Origin of the sequence: Arthrobacter sp. ISL-28 (assembly GCF_018613875.1) — a bacterium.
Lineage (GTDB): Bacteria > Actinomycetota > Actinomycetes > Actinomycetales > Micrococcaceae > Arthrobacter.
The window spans coordinates 35,811-50,650 of the sequence record NZ_JAGGPJ010000007.1 but is presented as its reverse complement, the minus strand read 5'-3'; the positions used below and the strand labels follow the sequence as shown (position 1 = coordinate 50,650).

The following is a 14,840-nucleotide window of genomic DNA, read 5'->3' as shown; positions in this document are numbered from 1 at the left end:
TTCCAATAAGCCACCGGCACTAACGAAAGAGGACGCCGTGTCCCGCTCCGAAAAAGTCTCGTTCGAAGGTTCCACCGGGGAACTGCTCTCCGGCATTCTCGATGTGCCGGAAGGCCCCGTGAAGGGCTGGGGTGTGTTCTCGCATGGCTTCACGCTGGGCAAGGACAGCCCCGCGGCATCGCGCATGTGCAAGTCCCTGGCGGACAGCGGGATCGGCATGCTCCGCTTCGACAACCTGGGCCTCGGCGATTCAGCCGGCATGTGGTCCGAAGGATCCTTCAGCCACAAGGTGGCGGACACCGTCCGCGCTGCGGAATTCATGCGGGCCGAGGGCAGGGCTATCTCCCTGCTGGTAGGCCACTCGTTCGGCGGGGCCGCCGTCCTCGCCGCCGCCTCGGAGATCCCCGGGCTCGACGCCGTAGCCACCGTGGCTGCCCCGTTCTCGCCGAAGCATGTGGCCCACGTCTTTGACGCTGCCCTGGACAAGATCCTTAGCGAAGGCAGCGCAGAGGTAGACCTCGGCGGCAAACGCGTGGAGATCCGCCGGCACTTCGTCGAGGACCTGGAAAAGGCCGACCTCACCGACTGCATCAAGCGGCTGCACAAGCCCCTGATGGTCCTGCACTCCCCCACAGACAACACCGTGGGGATTGAGAACGCCAGCACGATCTTCCAGACGGCGCGCCACCCGCGGAACTTCGTGTCCCTCGAAGGCAGCGATCACCTGCTGACGGGCAAGGGCCAGGCCGCCCGGGCAGCGAAGATCATCGCGGCGTGGGCCGATCAGTACCTCGACGCCGGGCGCTGACCCCCACCGGCCGCGGATGCTCCGCGGTGTGGTGCCGTTCCACCGGCGTTTTACCGGGCTGGACCTGCCGGGGACCCCAGCCGGTGGTTTTTGCAGCGGGAGCCGACTTCAGGTCCTCCTCACGGATGGCCGACCAAGCGGCGGCCACAAGGTAGACCTGGCTGACCAGGTTGAACCAGATCAGCAGCCCGATGATGATGGCGAACGGAGCCAGGATCGGATTCCGACCGGCGCTTGCCAACAATTCCGTGCTGAAGATCTGAAGGACGGCGGTCCCCAGTGCCGCGAGGATGGTCCCTTCCAGCAGCGCCCGGCGGGACAGCTTGAGTCCTCCGGCAAACCGGAACATGATGAGCGCCGTAACCCAGCCCAGCAGCAGCGGCACACCGATCTTGATGGACGTGGTCAGGGGCCAGGAGAGCAGCGGATCGAGCCGGAGTTGTTCAGTCACCCAGCCGGCTGCAGTACCGAAGACCAGCGACGCCCCTGCGCTGAGCACAAGGGCGATTCCGAGCAGCAGGAGGATTCCCGCGTCCTTGAGCTTGAGGACCACGGGGTTCAGCTTCACTGGAGGCAGCTGATGCACGATGCGGAGGCCACCGCGCATCCCCTCTATCCAGCGGAGAGACGTCACCACAGTCACTGCAGCGGCGATGACCGCCGTCCAGCCGAGGCCGTCCGGGTTCAGAAGTTCTTCCGGGGCGACTAGTCCTTCCCGGCCTTCGGTTTTCAACAGTCCCGGCGCAGTTGCCGACACGCTGCTGACGATTCGGTCCAGAAGCGCTGGCTGCCCGCGGAGCAACAATCCGGCAACGGAGAAACCGGTAGTGAGCAGACCGGTGATCGAAAAGAACATGTTGAAGCCAATGCCGGCGCTGAGCAGCGGTCCGCGCTGAAGGTTGTAGTGCTGCCAGGCGCGCACGGGCCGGAAGGCGTTCAGCCGGGCGAGCAGCCATTGGACCAGGGCTAGGAGCTGCGGCACGGGTCCTTTACCCGACCTGCGCGCCTTGCTCCATTCCACCTTCTTGTGGATGACCTCCAGCTTCAGGCGGGCGCGTTCAGTGGGAAGTGGTTGCCCCGCCAGCTTCGGCTGTTCGGAGCTGCTCCCGTTCGTCGTCAGGTTCGGTACCAAAGTCAAGCTCTTCCCGTAGCTGCCAAATGCCATCGGCATCGTGCTCGTAAAGTCCCATGCTAACCACGGGGAAGGTCGCCCTGTAGTCCTTCAGTACCGTTTCCGCTTCATCCAGGCTTTCCGGGGCCACGTCATGGGCGATGGTCACATGCGGGTGGTAGGCGAAAGGCAGCTCGCGTTCCAAGGGACCGGTCTGCAGTTTTTCGTGCAGCTCGACGCACTCCCCGAACCCTTCTTCCACGTTGATGAAGACCACCGGGGAAACCGGCCGGAAGGAGCCGGTGCCAGCGATCGTGACCATGAATGGCGTCTGGGTGCGGGCCACCTCGCGGACATGTTCCCGGGCGGCCTCCCAGTCCTGGGTTGGCGTGGTGGTGACGAGCGTGATGTGCGCCGGAATGACGGTGGCCATGGGGTCCCCGAAGGACGCCCGCCATCGCTGCAGTTCCTCCGCAATTTCAGGCGGGAAGCCCAGAATGACCCCGAGGCTCATTCCGTCGCTGGCTCTCCTGTTGGCGGGCATGGGCTTAGCGGGCTCCGGCATACGGAAGGAAGCCGACTTTGGCATAGACGTCCTGGAGCGTTGCCGAGGCAATTTCACGGGCCTTGTCCGCTCCGTGGGCCAGGAGCCGGTCCAGCTCGGCCGGATCGGCGAGCAGCTCGTTGGCGCGGCTGCGGATCGGGGTCAGGCGCTCTGCCACGATTTCAGCCAGGTCCACTTTGAGGTGGCCGTACATCTTTCCTTCGTAGGCCGTGACCAGCTGCTCCACGGTCTGGCCGGTGATGACCGAGTAGATGGTCAGCAGGTTGGATACGCCCGGCTTGGTGTCGCGGTCGAAACGGATCTCGGTTTCGGCATCCGTCACGGCTGACTTGATCCGCTTGGCGGTGACCTTGGGATCGTCGAGCAGGTTGATCAGGCCGGCCGGCGATTCGGCGGACTTGGACATCTTGACGGTGGGCTGCTGCAGATCGTAGATCTTGGCCGATTCCTTCTGGATGAAGGGCTTGGGCACCGTGAACGTCTGGCCGAACCGGGTGTTGAACCTGGTTGCGAGATCGCGGCTGAGCTCCACGTGCTGGCGCTGGTCCTCGCCGACGGGGACTCCGTGCGGCTGGTACAGGAGGATATCCGCGGCCTGCAGAACGGGATAGGTGAACAGGCCCACGCTCGCGGCGTCCGAACCCTGTCTCAGTGCCTTGTCCTTGAACTGCGTCATGCGGGAGGCTTCGCCGAAGCCGGTGATGCAGTTCAGGACCCATGCCAGCTGCGCGTGCTCGGGCACCTGGGACTGGACAAACAGGGTGCACTTGTCCACGTCCACCCCGCCGGCGATGTACTGCGCGGCCGTGACACGGGTGCGGTGCGCGAGTTCAGCCGGGTCTTGCGGCACGGTGATGGCGTGCAGGTCCGGGATGAAGAAGATGGCGTCGTACTCTTCCTGCATCCGGACCCAGTTGACGAGCGCGCCCAGGTAGTTGCCGAGGTGCAGCGAGTCCGCTGAGGGCTGCATCCCCGACAGGATGCGGTGGCGGATCCCTGTGTCCTTCCCGGTCCTGGTCTCCTGCTGGAGGCTGGCGGCGGGATCGGGCTGCCCGGAAGCTGCGGCGTCGGTCGCGATGGGGGTGGAGGTCATTCGTCGGAGGCCTTAAGACTAGAGCCGGTAGTCCACTACCAGCGGTGCATGGTCAGAGAAACGGGTGTCCCACGAGGGTGCGCGGTCCACGACCGCCGAAACAGCTGCGGCAGCGAGGGCGGGGGTGGCCATATGGTAATCGATGCGCCAGCCAGAATCATTGTCGAAGGCCTGGCCACGTTGGGACCACCAGGTGTAGGGGCCGTTGACGTTGCCCGCCAGGCCCCTGTGGACATCCTTCCAGCCGATTTCCTCGCCGAAGAAGCGGTCAAAGTAGGCACGCTCCTCGGGCAGGAAGCCGGCACGCTTGACGTTGCCCTTCCAGTTCTTGATGTCCAGCTCGGTGTGGCCTACGTTCAGGTCACCCGTGACCAGTGCGTGGTCGCTGTGCTTGGACAGTTCGGGCAGGCGGGTGGTCATGACGTCCAGGAAGCGGTACTTGTCGACCTGCTTGGGCGTCCCGACGTCGCCCGAGTGCACGTAGGCGCTCACCACGGTCAGCTGGGAGGGATTGCCCGCGGCGTCCCGGACGCGGAAATCCGCCTCCACCCAGCGGCCGGCAGTGGCGAAGTAGTCGTCTCCGATATGGGCCCGCGTTTCGAGTGGCTCCTCCCGGGAGGCGATGGCGACGCCGGCGCGGCCCTTGGCCTCTGCTTCGGCGTGCAGGATGTGCCACCCTTCGCCCAGCAGCTTGTGGACGATAGCGTCCGGGGCACGGACTTCCTGCAGGGTGAGGATGTCCACCTCGCGGGCTTCCAGCCACTCCGCCATTCCCTTCTTGTAGGCAGCACGAAGGCCGTTAACGTTGACTGTTGCGATGCGAAGGTGGTCCTTCTTCAATGCCGGGCTCACTCGTTCCACTCTAGTCGATGATGGTTCCAGCGACCGGATCGCCGGAGCCGCCGGAGGACTTGATCATGTCCCGGGCATTGGTGGCCGTGATCTCGATGGTTTCCAGGGCGCGGCGGATGGTGTCCTGGTCCGCCGCGGCGCCCTTGGCGCGCTCCTGCTCCACCACGCGGACCTGCACCTGGACGATCTTGAACGAGTGGTCCAGCTTCATGTCGCGGATTTCCTCCGCTTCGCCGCGTTCGCCCACAAGGCGGGTTCCGCCGTGGTCCGCGGATGCCTGCGACGGGGCACGGCCGGCTGCCGCATTAAACGCGTTCTGGGCTTCGTTCAGCTTCGCTCCGGCCTTCTTGGCGGCTTTCTGGATGCTGAAAACCACGAAGGAGGCCAGCAGGAGCCAGAACAGTGCGATGACAGCGACCACCCAGCCGACGACGTCGTTCTGGTTGGCTGCAAAGATGACGGCGACCAGAAAAGCCGTCATCAGGACCAACAGACCGGGACCGCTGATGCGGAACATGGAGAATCCGCCCTTGGCCGGATGGGACGAAGATTTGGAGGTGCCCAGAGATCGCATGCAGCTATTGTCTCAAACCCACGGGCCAGGGCATGAACGCTTCCACCCGCGGCGAACAGCGGGCGGCAAGCAGGCAACCTGCACGGATCAACTACTACTTGAGGAAGAGGCTGCGGAGCCTGCCGGTGGTCAGCATGAGACCGAGGACGATCATCACCAGGTAATAGCCGACATGAATGGCCGTCGCCGGGGTGAAGGCTCCTGCACTGATCTGCCGCAGCAGTTCTACGCCGTGCCAGAGCGGCATCGCCTGAATCAGCCACTGGATGTACTGCGGGTACACGCTGAGCGGATAGAACGTGGCGCTGAACAGGAACATCGGAAGCATGATGAAGTTGATCCAGTCCATCTGTTGGAAGGTCTTCATAAAGCTCGTGATGCCCATGCCGAAGCTGGCAAAGCCGAAGGCGATGAGGACCGAGGCGGGGATCATCAGGAGTGCCCACGGCGTGGTGATGAGTCCCATGAGGCCCATGACGGCGGTGAAGCCTGTGGCGTACAGCAGCCCGCGCAGCAGCGCCAGGAAGATCTCGCCCATCGCCACGTCCAGGGGACCCAACGAGGTGTAAAGCATCCCCTGGTAGAGCTTCGCGAAGTTCATCTTGAAAAAGACGTTCCAGGTTGAGTCGTAGATGGCGCCGTTCATGGCCGAAACGGCGAGGAGTGCGGGCGCGATGTACGCCGCATAACTGATCTCCTGGCCTCCCGGGCCCTGGACGGTGCCCACCATGGCACCCATGCCGACGCCCATGGAAATCAGGAACAGCACGGGCTCAAAGAACCCGGACAGCATGACCAGCCAGTTGCTGCTCTTGGTCGCCATCAGTCCCCGCCCTATCACTGCCCTGGCGTTGCGGGAATACAGCGGGCCAAAGCGCCTGTTGCGCGCTTCCTCAGTAACGCTGTGGCCCTGGGTCAGGACGGTCACTGTCCCATCCTCCTGACGAATTGGCGCTTGGTGAGCACCCAGCCAAACCAGGCAAGCCCCGCCAGGAAAACGATGTGGATGATGGTGAGCACCGGCGGTTCCTCATGGCCGTAGCTCAGGACCCGGCCGAGTTCTGTCCCGTGCCAGATGGGCGAGATCCAGCCGATCCACCGCACCAGGACAGGCAGCGTATCCAGCGGGAAAAATGTGCCCGAAAACAGGAACAGCGGCATCACGATGAACCGCATGACCATGGCGAACTGGCCCTTGTCCTCCTTGACGGATGCCGCGTAGGCCATCAGCGGGAGTCCGAAGGAGAGCCCGGCCAGGGTAGCCACCAGCACCGAGCCCCAGCCCCAGCCGCTGGGTGAGGCGCCAAACATGGCCACAATGACGAAGTAGATGACCGACTGCAGCAAGAAGCGCAGGGTGACGGCGATGATCTGACCAGCCGCTATCTGCTCCGGGGTCAGCGGTGAGGCATGCGGCCCGTAGTAGACCCGCCGCCACTTGAAGCCATCCATCACCGGAAACGTGAACTCCGTGGCCGCCGTCATGACGGCAGCCGAGATGAGCAGTGCCGGTGCGATGTAGGCGAGGTAGCTGACGCCGCCGAAGGCCGTGGCGCTGTTCGTATCCACCAAGGTGGCCAGGCCGACGCCCATGGCGAATAAATAGGCGGCCGGCTGCCCTACGCTGTACAGGAAAATGGACCAGCCGTAGCCCTTCATGACCCGCAGGACCTGCTCGGCGAAATAAAACGCGCCCCAGCGCCGCGCCTTGGCGGCAGAAACCTCCGGTGGGTGGGCACGCAGAGGTGGCTCCGACGTCGTCCGCGTTTTGCTGGTCTTTGCGAGGGGCGGCTCAGTCAATGAGGCTCCTGCCCGTGAGCCGGAGGAATACGTCCTCCAGCGAGGACCGGCGCACCAGCGAGGTAAGCGGGCGCAGGCCGCGGGCGGAGACTTCCTCGAGGGCCGCCTCCCCGTCCTGCGTGTAGATGAGGACACGGTCCGGGAGTGTCTCCAGCCGCTCGCCGATCCCTTCAAGTTCCGCGCCGACGCTGGTGTTCCGCTCGGAGCCGAAGCGCAGCTCCAAGACCTCGCGGGTGGAGTAGTTCCGGATCAGGCTGGCCGGCGACCCTTCGGCCATGATCCGGCCCTTGTCCACGACGATAAGGCGGTCGCAGAGCTGCTCCGCTTCGTCCATGTAGTGCGTGGTGAGGATCAGTGTGACCCCCTGTTCCTTAAGCCGGAACAGCCGGTCCCAGAGAATGTGCCGCGCCTGCGGGTCAAGCCCCGTGGTGGGCTCGTCAAGGAGCAGGATCCGGGGCTCGTTAATGAGCGAGCGGGCGATGGTCAGGCGCCGCTTCATTCCGCCGGACAGCGCATCCACCTTGGACTTGGCCTTGTCCGTCAGCTGTGCGAATTCCAGGAGTTCATCGGCCTTGGGCTTCAGGTAGCTCATGGGCAGCCCGAAGTAGCGGCCGTAGACCAGCAGGTTGTCGCGGACCCTGAGTTCCTCGTCGAGGTTGTCCTGCTGCGGCACCACGCCCAGATGCGCGCGGACCTCCGGGCCGTGCTCTTCCGGGTCCAGGCCCATGATGGTCAGGCTCCCCGAGGTACGCTGGGCCACCCCGCCGATCATCTTCATGGTGGTGGATTTACCGGCGCCGTTGGGCCCGAGCAGCCCGAAAGCTTCGCCCACAGGGACGCTGAAGGAAATGCCGTCGACGGCGGTGACGTCGCCATAGGTTTTGGTCAGGTTTTTGGCTGTAATCACATACTGCGGCGGGGCGGGCACGGCATTTGTAGACGGCCCGGCATCTTTCGTGGGCCGTGCGTCTTTGGCGGGTGCAGGCTTCTTGGACGTTCCTTCGGCGGAATGGAGTTCGGGCACCCCATTACGCTAGTACGCCAGGTTAGCCAAAGGAATAGCTAAATCTCAAAAAAGAAAGGCAACGCGGGGTCACTTTGCGTCCAACAGCTAGGGTGAATTGGGCGCGTAGTGACCCCGCGTTGGCGTTCGGCGTTACTTTCGGTCTCCCCGGAGGACCTCCAGCCGCTGGCGGTACTCGGTTTCGTCAATTTCGCCGCGGGCATACCGCTCGCGCAGAACGCTCTCGCCGCCGCGGGCGGTGGCCCACTCGTGGTTCCGGCGCCACATGCGCCGGGCGAAGAAAATGAACAGTCCGATCACCAGGATCCAGAACAGCGGGAACAGCAGAAACCATGGCGAGAATCCTGCGCCCCACGGGCCGGTGCCCCAGGGGCCATGGGCGGCGGGGTCGGCCAGCAGCTGCGCGGACTGGACCGCGAAAGTGGTGGCTAGGGCAGTAGGCATGTCATGCTCCCAAACTCTCGATGAGGGCCGTATTTCGGCTCTGCTTCGAGTCTCGCCCTCCGACGTCGGCAGGTCGTCCGACGGCGGGAGTCACCTTCGGCTCCCCGCGTACTCCGGCGGGAAGCCCGCCCGTGCTGCCTCAGCCGGCCCAGCCCGGCCGCACGAGCCCCGATTCGTAGGCAAGCACCACCAGCTGCGCCCGGTCCCGCACTAGGAGCTTGGTCATGATGCGGGAGACATGGGTCTTGGCCGTGAGCGGGGTGATCACCAGCCGTTCCGCGATCTCCGCGTTGTTCAGGCCCTCGCCCACCAGCCGCAGGACTTCGCGCTCACGTTCGGTGATGTGCTCCAGCGACACCGGCGCCGCCGTTGCCCGGGACTGCAGCGCCAGCTGGGCCATGATGCGGCGCGTGACTGACGGCGACAGCAGGGCATCGCCGTCATGGACCACGCGCACCGCCCGGAGCAGCTCCTCCGGTTCGGTGTCCTTGACGAGGAACCCTGCGGCGCCGGCACGCACTGCCTCCGCGATGTATTCGTCCAGTTCGAAGGTGGTGAGGATGATGATGCGCGTGCCCGCGAGGCCCTGGTCCGCCATGATTTTCCGGGTGGCCTCCAGTCCGTCCATGTCGGGCATGCGGATGTCCATGAGCACCACGTCGGGATGCTCCCGGGCCGCCAGGCGAACGGCGTCGGGGCCTGTTCCGCACTCGGCCACTACCTCCATGTCCGGTTCGGCGCTCAAGAGGGCGCGGAAGCCGGCACGGATGAGGGTCTGGTCGTCGGCCAGCAGGATGCGAATCACCGTGCCTCCTGTCCCGGACCCGGCATCGGTCCCGCCACCGGCATCACCGCCCGGACCCGCCAGCCGTGCTGTTGCGGCGACAGGTTCAGGGGCGTCAGGTGCAGCGTACCGCCAACGGCGGCCGCCCTTTCCCGCATCCCTTTCACTCCGTTACCTTCCGGCGCTCCGGCGGCCCCGGAGCCGTCGTCGTCAACGGTCACAGTTAACGTCTGCGGCTCACCCGGCGTGCCACCTGCCGCCAGGGCCAGGACGACGACCGCCTTTTGGGCTCCGGAATGCCGGACCACGTTGGTCAATGCCTCTTGGACGATGCGGTACGACGCTTCCTGGACCGCATCCGGAAGCTGGTGGACAACGGCTGAGTCCGGCTGGGTCAGGGTCACCTCGAGCCCGGCACGGCGGGCGTCATCGACGAGTGCCGGAATCCGGTCCAGCCGCGGCGGCGGAGCGGGGCTCAGCGGGGCATCGTCGCGGAGCACGCCCAGGAGCTGGCGGACCTCGGCCAGCGAATCCCTGCTCGCCGCCTTGATCGCTTCGAGCGCCGGGCGGAACTGGCCCGGATCCTTCTCGCCCAGGTGCAGAGCCACCGAGGCACGGACGTTGATCAGGGATAGGGAATGCGCAACAACGTCGTGGATGTCCCGGGCGAGTGCCAGCCGGTACTCGTCGCGGGCTGCCTGTTCGCGGGCCTCCTGCTGGCGGCGCCGTTCCGCCACCCGTTCGCTGCGCAGCCGAACCCCCTCCCCCAGCAGCACAAGGATGGCGAGCCACGATGTGCCCGCGAACGCCCGGACCAGAGCGAACTCATCGCCGCTGCCCGCCGCCCCGGCCACCAACAGGGCGGCGCACGCTGCGGCGACGGCCCACGTCTGCCAGCGCCTGCCTGCCGCTGCGGCGAACACTATCGCCAGGGCCAGGGACAGAAACACGGGACCCCATGGGTACCCGAGCGCCAGATACGCCGTGACGGAGGCGGCCGCGGCCGGAAGCATCACCAGCGGAGCGCGCCGGCGCAGCGACAATGAAGCGGGCCCGGCCAGCAGCAGGACAAACGCGAGCACATCCAGTGGCCGGTGGTCCGGCTGCCGGGCGGAAGCGAAGACCGTGCCCACCACCTCGAAGACGGCCACGGCAATCACAATTGCTGCGGTGGGCGGTCCCCGGAAACGGCGCTGCATACTCCGAGCCTAGCCGCGAAGGCCCCGCCCGGTCGTCGGCTTAACGGCGTAGGGCGCCTACTCCCAGAGGAGTAGGCGCCCGACGCTTCACGGATTGAGCCTCAGGGGCGGGTGTGACTAGGCGACGCCCGCCTGCCGTTCGGCGCTCTCCACCACGTTGGCCAGCAGCATGGCACGGGTCATCGGACCCACGCCGCCGGGGTTCGGGGACAGCCAGGCGGCGACGTCGGCGGCGTCGGGATGCACGTCTCCGGTGACCACCGCCTTACCGGTGCCGTCGTCCACGCGGCTGACGCCGACGTCGAGCACAATGGCGCCCGGCTTCAGGTTCTCCGCCCTGATCATGTGCGGCTGCCCCGCAGCGGCGATCACGACGTCGGCCTGCCGGAGTTCAGCGGGCAGGTCAACGGTACCGGTGTGGGCCAGGACCACAGTGGCGTTGACATCCTTGCGGGTGAGCAGGAGGCCCACGGGACGGCCGATCGTGACTCCGCGGCCCACCACGAGGACGCGCTTGCCCTTGAGGTCGATGCCGTGGCGGGTCAGCAGCTCCACGCAGCCCTTCGGGGTGCAGGGCAGCGGCGACTTCATGGGTCCGCTGATGTTGGCCACCAGCCGGCCCAGGTTCATCGGGTGCAGGCCGTCAGCGTCCTTGTCGGGATCCATGGCCTCCAGGATGACGTCCTGGTCTATGTGCTTGGGCAGCGGCAGCTGGACGATGTAGCCGGTGCAGTCCGGGTTCTCGTTCAGCTCGCGGACCACGGCCAGGAGCTCGTCCTGGGTGGTTTCCTCGGGCAGGTCGCGGCGGATGGAGTTGATGCCCACCTCGGCGCAGTCCTTGTGCTTGCCGCCCACGTACCAGACACTGCCTGGATCGGAGCCGACGAGGATGGTGCCCAGTCCCGGTGTGACGCCCTTGGCCTTGAGTGCGGCCACGCGTTCGGTCAGCTCGGCCTTGATGGCAGCGGCGGTGGCCCTGCCGTCGAGGACCTGTGCGGTCTTCGTGGTGTCAGCGGTCATTGGTTACCACTGCTCGTGCTGCGGGTAAAGCGGGAAGTCGGCAGCGAGCTTGTCCACGCGCGCCTGCAGCGCCTCTACATCGGTGCCCGAGCCGGCTTTTAGCGCGGTGGCGATGATCTCGGCAACTTCGGTGAATTCCCGGGCGCCGAAACCGCGGGTCGCCAGCGCCGGGGTGCCGATGCGCAGGCCGGAGGTAACCATCGGCGGGCGGGGGTCGAACGGCACGGCGTTGCGGTTGACGGTGATGCCCACGGAGTGCAGGAGGTCCTCGGCCTGCTGGCCGTCCAGCTGCGAGTTGCGGAGGTCCACCAGGACCAGGTGCACATCGGTGCCGCCGGTCAGGACCGAGACGCCGGCCTCGGCGACGTCGGACTGGTTGAGGCGGTCCGCGATGATCCTGGCGCCCTCGAGGACGCGCTCCTGGCGCTCCTTGAACTCCGCGGTGCCGGCGATCTTGAAGGCCACGGCCTTCGCTGCGATGACATGCATGAGCGGCCCGCCCTGCTGGCCCGGGAAGACGTTGGAGTTGAGCTTCTTGGCCCACTCCTGCTTGGCCAGGATCACACCCGAGCGGGGACCGGCCAGGGTCTTGTGCACGGTGGAGGTGACGACGTCGGAGTGCGGCACCGGGCTCGGGTGCAGTCCCGCTGCCACGAGGCCGGCGAAGTGTGCCATGTCCGTCCAGAGGAGGGCGCCCACTTCATCCGCGATCGAGCGGAAGGCGGCAAAGTCGAGGTGGCGCGGGTAGGCGGACCAGCCGGCGATGATGACCTGCGGCTTTTCAGCGATGGCCTGCTCGCGCAGCTTGTCCATGTCGATGCGGAAGGTGTCCTGCTCCACCTGGTAGGCCGCCACGTTGTAGAGCTTGCCGGAGAAGTTAAGCTTCATGCCGTGGGTCAGGTGGCCGCCGTGCGCCAGAGAGAGGCCAAGGATCTTGTCGCCCGGGGTGATCATGGCGGAGAGTGCCGCGGCGTTGGCCTGGGCGCCGGAGTGCGGCTGGACGTTGGCGTATTCGGCGCCGAACAGGGCCTTTACGCGGTCGATCGCCAGCTGCTCGGCAATGTCGACGTACTCGCAGCCGCCGTAGTAGCGGCGCCCCGGGTAGCCCTCGGCGTACTTGTTGGTCAGGACGGAGCCCTGGGCTTCCATCACGGCGCGCGGCGCGAAGTTTTCGGAGGCGATCATCTCCAGGGTGCCGCGCTGGCGGCCGAGCTCCTGGTCCAGGACTGCGGCGATCTCGGGATCGAGTTCGACCAGCGGCTGGTTGCTGACGGAGGAGGAAGTGCTGACGGAAGTCGGTGAAGTAGTCACGAAAAGCTCCTGGCTAGGGATGGGCACTGCTAAGGTCAGGCTACCGGCTGGCGCGTTGCTCCGCCCCTTGATGACCACAATCCGGGACCGGCCCGGACGCTGGTCCGAAAGGCGCGCCGTCCCTTCGCGGGGCGGCACAACCCGCCGGATGACCGCACACTTTCAGGAAGCACTGCGTTCTACCGGCGAAACATGACCCTCGGCCCAGGCGTACGATCCGTGGTCTTCGTGAATGCCGCTCCCTGGTGGTTAGCCACCCAACGCCAGTTGCGACCCCACCAGAGTACCAAAAGGCGGGCCACAGCGCGGGTAGGCTGTTCTTCGTGATTGAAGACCAGCCCGCCAAAGCATATGTAGTAACCCTCTCCTGCCCCGACCGCCCGGGGATCGTCCACGCAGTGGCCGGCGCCCTGCTCGTGGCGGGCTGCAATATTACGGATTCCCAGCAGTACGGCAGCCAGGCTACCGGCACCTTCTTCATGCGGGTTGAAGCGACCACGGCAGCCTCCGGGGCCGAGGTCGCCGCGGCACTGGAGCCCGTGGCCGAGGCCTTCGGGATGCAGTGGAGCCTCCACCCGGTCGGCCAGAAGGTCCGCACGCTGCTGATGGCCAGCAAATCGGCCCACTGCCTGAATGACCTCCTGTTCCTGCAGAGGTCGGGCACGCTGCCGATCGAGGTCCCGGCCATCGTCTCCAACCACAGCGATCTGGCCGGACTGGCCGAGTTCTACGGCATCCCGTTCCACCACATTCCGGTCACGCCGGATACCAAGGCGCAGGCCGAGGACCAGCTGCGCGCCATCATTGCCGAGAACAATGTGGAACTGACCGTCCTGGCCCGCTACATGCAGATCATTTCCGACGAGCTGTGCACCGAGCTGACGGGCAAGGCCATCAACATCCACCACTCGTTCCTGCCATCCTTCAAGGGCGCCAAGCCCTACCACCAGGCCCATGCCCGCGGCGTGAAGCTGATCGGCGCCACGGCACATTACGTCACGGCAGCGCTGGACGAGGGCCCCATCATCGAGCAGGAAGTGATCCGCGTGGACCATGCCCGCACGCCGGAGCAGTTTGTGCAGATGGGCCGGGACGTGGAAGGCCGCACCCTTGCCCAGGCTGTGCAGTGGCACGCCGAGCACCGGGTGCTCCTCGACGGCAACCGGACGGTCGTCTTTAACTGAGCGGGTGTTTAACTGAACCGGTTTTTTCGCTGACCCGGTTTCTTGCTGAGCGGGTCTTTGCTGGACGGTCCTTGCCTGAGCTGTTCCAACGACGCGGGTTTTAACTGAGACTGGTTAACACGATGACTCTGCTGACGGAAACCTCGCTGGAACCCTTCATTGCCCTCCTCAAGGCGCAGGGGCGCCATTCCGTGCTGGAGGTGTGCTGCGGCCCTGGCGAGGACGGCATCATGTTCGTCAAGGCGGGCATCCACTACACCGGCGTGGATCCGTACGACGGGAACGTGCGCTACGCCGTGGCCCGCCGGCTGAGCGTCTCGGTGGCGGACCCCGCCCGCCTGCCGTTCGCCGACCATACGTTCCCCGCGGTGTGGGCAGTCCAGGCCCTGGCGGGGCTCACGGCGGCCGAGGCGGACGACGTCGTGCGTGAACTCGAGCGGGTGGCGACGCCAGGCGCGCCGATCGCCGTCGTCCTCCCCTGACCCGCAGTCGATGTAATACGCACCGTGTCTCATCGGCACGGTGTCTTAGGCTGGGGGCATGGCACCCATCTATTCCTTCGCCGGCGATACTCCGGACATCCACCCTTCAGCTTTCATCGCGCCGACGGCGTCCGTCATCGGCAAGGCGACGCTCGCCGAGGACGCCAGCGCCTTTTACGGCGTCTCCGTGCGGGCGGACACGGCCGCGATTAGCGTCGGCTCCGGCAGCAATCTGCAGGACAACGTAGTCCTGCACGCCGATCCGGGCTTCCCCTGCAGTGTTGGGGCACGGGTCAGCGTCGGGCACAGCGCAGTGGTGCACGGCTGCACCGTGGAGGATGATTGCCTCATCGGCATGAGCGCCACCATCCTCAACGGCGCGGTGATCGGCGCCGGCTCGCTCGTGGCGGCCGGCGCCGTCGTGCTGGAAGGCACCGTGATCCCGCCGCGCTCCCTCGTGGCCGGGGTCCCGGCCAAGGTCCGCCGGGAACTCACGGATGACGAGTTCGACGGCGTGAAGCGCAACGCGGCGCACTACCGCGACCTCGCGCAGGCGCACCGCGAGGTTCACGCGGGCGACCGCTGACTG

At 66.0% G+C, this 14,840-nt stretch carries 17 protein-coding genes; 4 read left to right on the top strand and 13 right to left on the bottom strand.

What is annotated here, in order from left to right:
- Positions 1-37 precede the first annotated feature (37 nt).
- Positions 38-808 carry a S9 family peptidase gene (locus tag J7E80_RS05155; RefSeq protein WP_215050413.1) on the top strand — a complete coding sequence of 257 codons (771 nt, stop codon included), beginning with the start codon at positions 38-40 and terminating at the stop codon, positions 806-808.
- Here the strand turns inward: J7E80_RS05155 and J7E80_RS05150 are convergent.
- The 13 genes from J7E80_RS05150 to glyA form a co-directional block, all read right to left on the bottom strand.
- Positions 765-1,829 carry a YihY/virulence factor BrkB family protein gene (locus J7E80_RS05150; RefSeq protein WP_311380769.1) on the bottom strand — a complete coding sequence of 355 codons (1,065 nt, stop codon included), beginning with the start codon at positions 1,827-1,829 and terminating at the stop codon, positions 765-767. The genes J7E80_RS05155 and J7E80_RS05150 overlap by 44 nt on opposite strands.
- 37 nt (positions 1,830-1,866) lie before the next feature.
- Complete coding sequence (locus tag J7E80_RS05145) at positions 1,867-2,484, bottom strand: 2'-5' RNA ligase family protein (protein WP_251036479.1); 618 nt, start codon at positions 2,482-2,484, stop codon at positions 1,867-1,869.
- Positions 2,468-3,577, bottom strand: coding sequence for a tryptophan--tRNA ligase (gene trpS, locus J7E80_RS05140; protein WP_215050410.1), 1,110 nt, complete (start codon positions 3,575-3,577; stop codon positions 2,468-2,470). The genes J7E80_RS05145 and trpS overlap by 17 nt, the downstream gene beginning before the upstream one ends.
- Positions 3,578-3,595: 18 nt before the next feature.
- Positions 3,596-4,429, bottom strand: a complete 834-nt coding sequence (locus J7E80_RS05135; protein ID WP_215050409.1) for an exodeoxyribonuclease III — start codon at positions 4,427-4,429, stop codon at positions 3,596-3,598.
- A 10-nt stretch (positions 4,430-4,439) separates the two neighbouring features.
- Positions 4,440-5,003, bottom strand: coding sequence for a hypothetical protein (locus J7E80_RS05130; RefSeq protein WP_215050408.1), 564 nt, complete (start codon positions 5,001-5,003; stop codon positions 4,440-4,442).
- 94 nt (positions 5,004-5,097) lie between these two features.
- Positions 5,098-5,931: an ABC transporter permease gene (locus J7E80_RS05125; RefSeq protein ID WP_215050407.1), complete on the bottom strand. Its 834-nt coding sequence runs from the start codon at positions 5,929-5,931 to the stop codon at positions 5,098-5,100.
- On the bottom strand, positions 5,928-6,803 hold the full coding sequence (locus J7E80_RS05120) for an ABC transporter permease (protein WP_215050406.1): 876 nt from the start codon (positions 6,801-6,803) through the stop codon (positions 5,928-5,930). The genes J7E80_RS05125 and J7E80_RS05120 overlap by 4 nt, the downstream gene beginning before the upstream one ends.
- Positions 6,796-7,731, bottom strand: a complete 936-nt coding sequence (locus tag J7E80_RS05115; RefSeq protein ID WP_215050704.1) for an ABC transporter ATP-binding protein — start codon at positions 7,729-7,731, stop codon at positions 6,796-6,798. Before J7E80_RS05115 ends, J7E80_RS05120 begins: the two co-directional genes overlap by 8 nt.
- Before the next feature lie 228 nt (positions 7,732-7,959).
- Positions 7,960-8,271, bottom strand: a complete 312-nt coding sequence (locus J7E80_RS05110; RefSeq protein WP_215050405.1) for an SHOCT domain-containing protein — start codon at positions 8,269-8,271, stop codon at positions 7,960-7,962.
- A 139-nt stretch (positions 8,272-8,410) separates the two neighbouring features.
- Positions 8,411-9,076, bottom strand: coding sequence for a response regulator transcription factor (locus J7E80_RS05105; protein WP_215050404.1), 666 nt, complete (start codon positions 9,074-9,076; stop codon positions 8,411-8,413).
- Entirely contained in the window at positions 9,073-10,254 is a 1,182-nt protein-coding gene (locus J7E80_RS05100; RefSeq protein ID WP_215050403.1) for a sensor histidine kinase, read from the bottom strand. Before J7E80_RS05100 ends, J7E80_RS05105 begins: the two co-directional genes overlap by 4 nt.
- A gap of 117 nt (positions 10,255-10,371) precedes the next feature.
- Positions 10,372-11,274, bottom strand: a complete 903-nt coding sequence (locus tag J7E80_RS05095; protein WP_215050402.1) for a bifunctional methylenetetrahydrofolate dehydrogenase/methenyltetrahydrofolate cyclohydrolase — start codon at positions 11,272-11,274, stop codon at positions 10,372-10,374.
- 3 nt (positions 11,275-11,277) lie between these two features.
- Positions 11,278-12,585 (bottom strand): serine hydroxymethyltransferase, encoded by a 1,308-nt coding sequence (gene glyA, locus J7E80_RS05090; RefSeq protein WP_215050401.1) that lies wholly within the window; start codon positions 12,583-12,585, stop codon positions 11,278-11,280.
- Between the two features lie 323 nt (positions 12,586-12,908).
- Between glyA and purU the strand changes: the two genes are divergently transcribed.
- The 3 genes from purU to J7E80_RS05075 all read left to right on the top strand — a co-directional run bounded on the left by purU (position 12,909) and on the right by J7E80_RS05075 (position 14,837).
- Positions 12,909-13,769 carry a formyltetrahydrofolate deformylase gene (gene purU, locus J7E80_RS05085; RefSeq protein ID WP_215050400.1) on the top strand — a complete coding sequence of 287 codons (861 nt, stop codon included), beginning with the start codon at positions 12,909-12,911 and terminating at the stop codon, positions 13,767-13,769.
- 122 nt (positions 13,770-13,891) lie between these two features.
- Positions 13,892-14,251: a class I SAM-dependent methyltransferase gene (locus J7E80_RS05080; protein ID WP_215050399.1), complete on the top strand. Its 360-nt coding sequence runs from the start codon at positions 13,892-13,894 to the stop codon at positions 14,249-14,251.
- A gap of 58 nt (positions 14,252-14,309) precedes the next feature.
- Positions 14,310-14,837: a gamma carbonic anhydrase family protein gene (locus tag J7E80_RS05075; protein ID WP_215050398.1), complete on the top strand. Its 528-nt coding sequence runs from the start codon at positions 14,310-14,312 to the stop codon at positions 14,835-14,837.
- Positions 14,838-14,840: the final 3 nt, after the last annotated feature.

Coding starts and splice junctions, on each gene's coding strand:
- J7E80_RS05145 (WP_251036479.1), bottom strand. CDS start 2,484: ATGCCGGAGCCCGCTAAGCCCATGCCCGCCAACAGGAGAGCCAGCGAC.
- trpS (WP_215050410.1), bottom strand. CDS start 3,577: ATGACCTCCACCCCCATCGCGACCGACGCCGCAGCTTCCGGGCAGCCC.
- J7E80_RS05130 (WP_215050408.1), bottom strand. CDS start 5,003: ATGCGATCTCTGGGCACCTCCAAATCTTCGTCCCATCCGGCCAAGGGC.
- J7E80_RS05110 (WP_215050405.1), bottom strand. CDS start 8,271: ATGCCTACTGCCCTAGCCACCACTTTCGCGGTCCAGTCCGCGCAGCTG.
- J7E80_RS05100 (WP_215050403.1), bottom strand. CDS start 10,254: ATGCAGCGCCGTTTCCGGGGACCGCCCACCGCAGCAATTGTGATTGCC.
- J7E80_RS05095 (WP_215050402.1), bottom strand. CDS start 11,274: ATGACCGCTGACACCACGAAGACCGCACAGGTCCTCGACGGCAGGGCC.
- J7E80_RS05080 (WP_215050399.1), top strand. CDS start 13,892: ATGACTCTGCTGACGGAAACCTCGCTGGAACCCTTCATTGCCCTCCTC.
- J7E80_RS05075 (WP_215050398.1), top strand. CDS start 14,310: ATGGCACCCATCTATTCCTTCGCCGGCGATACTCCGGACATCCACCCT.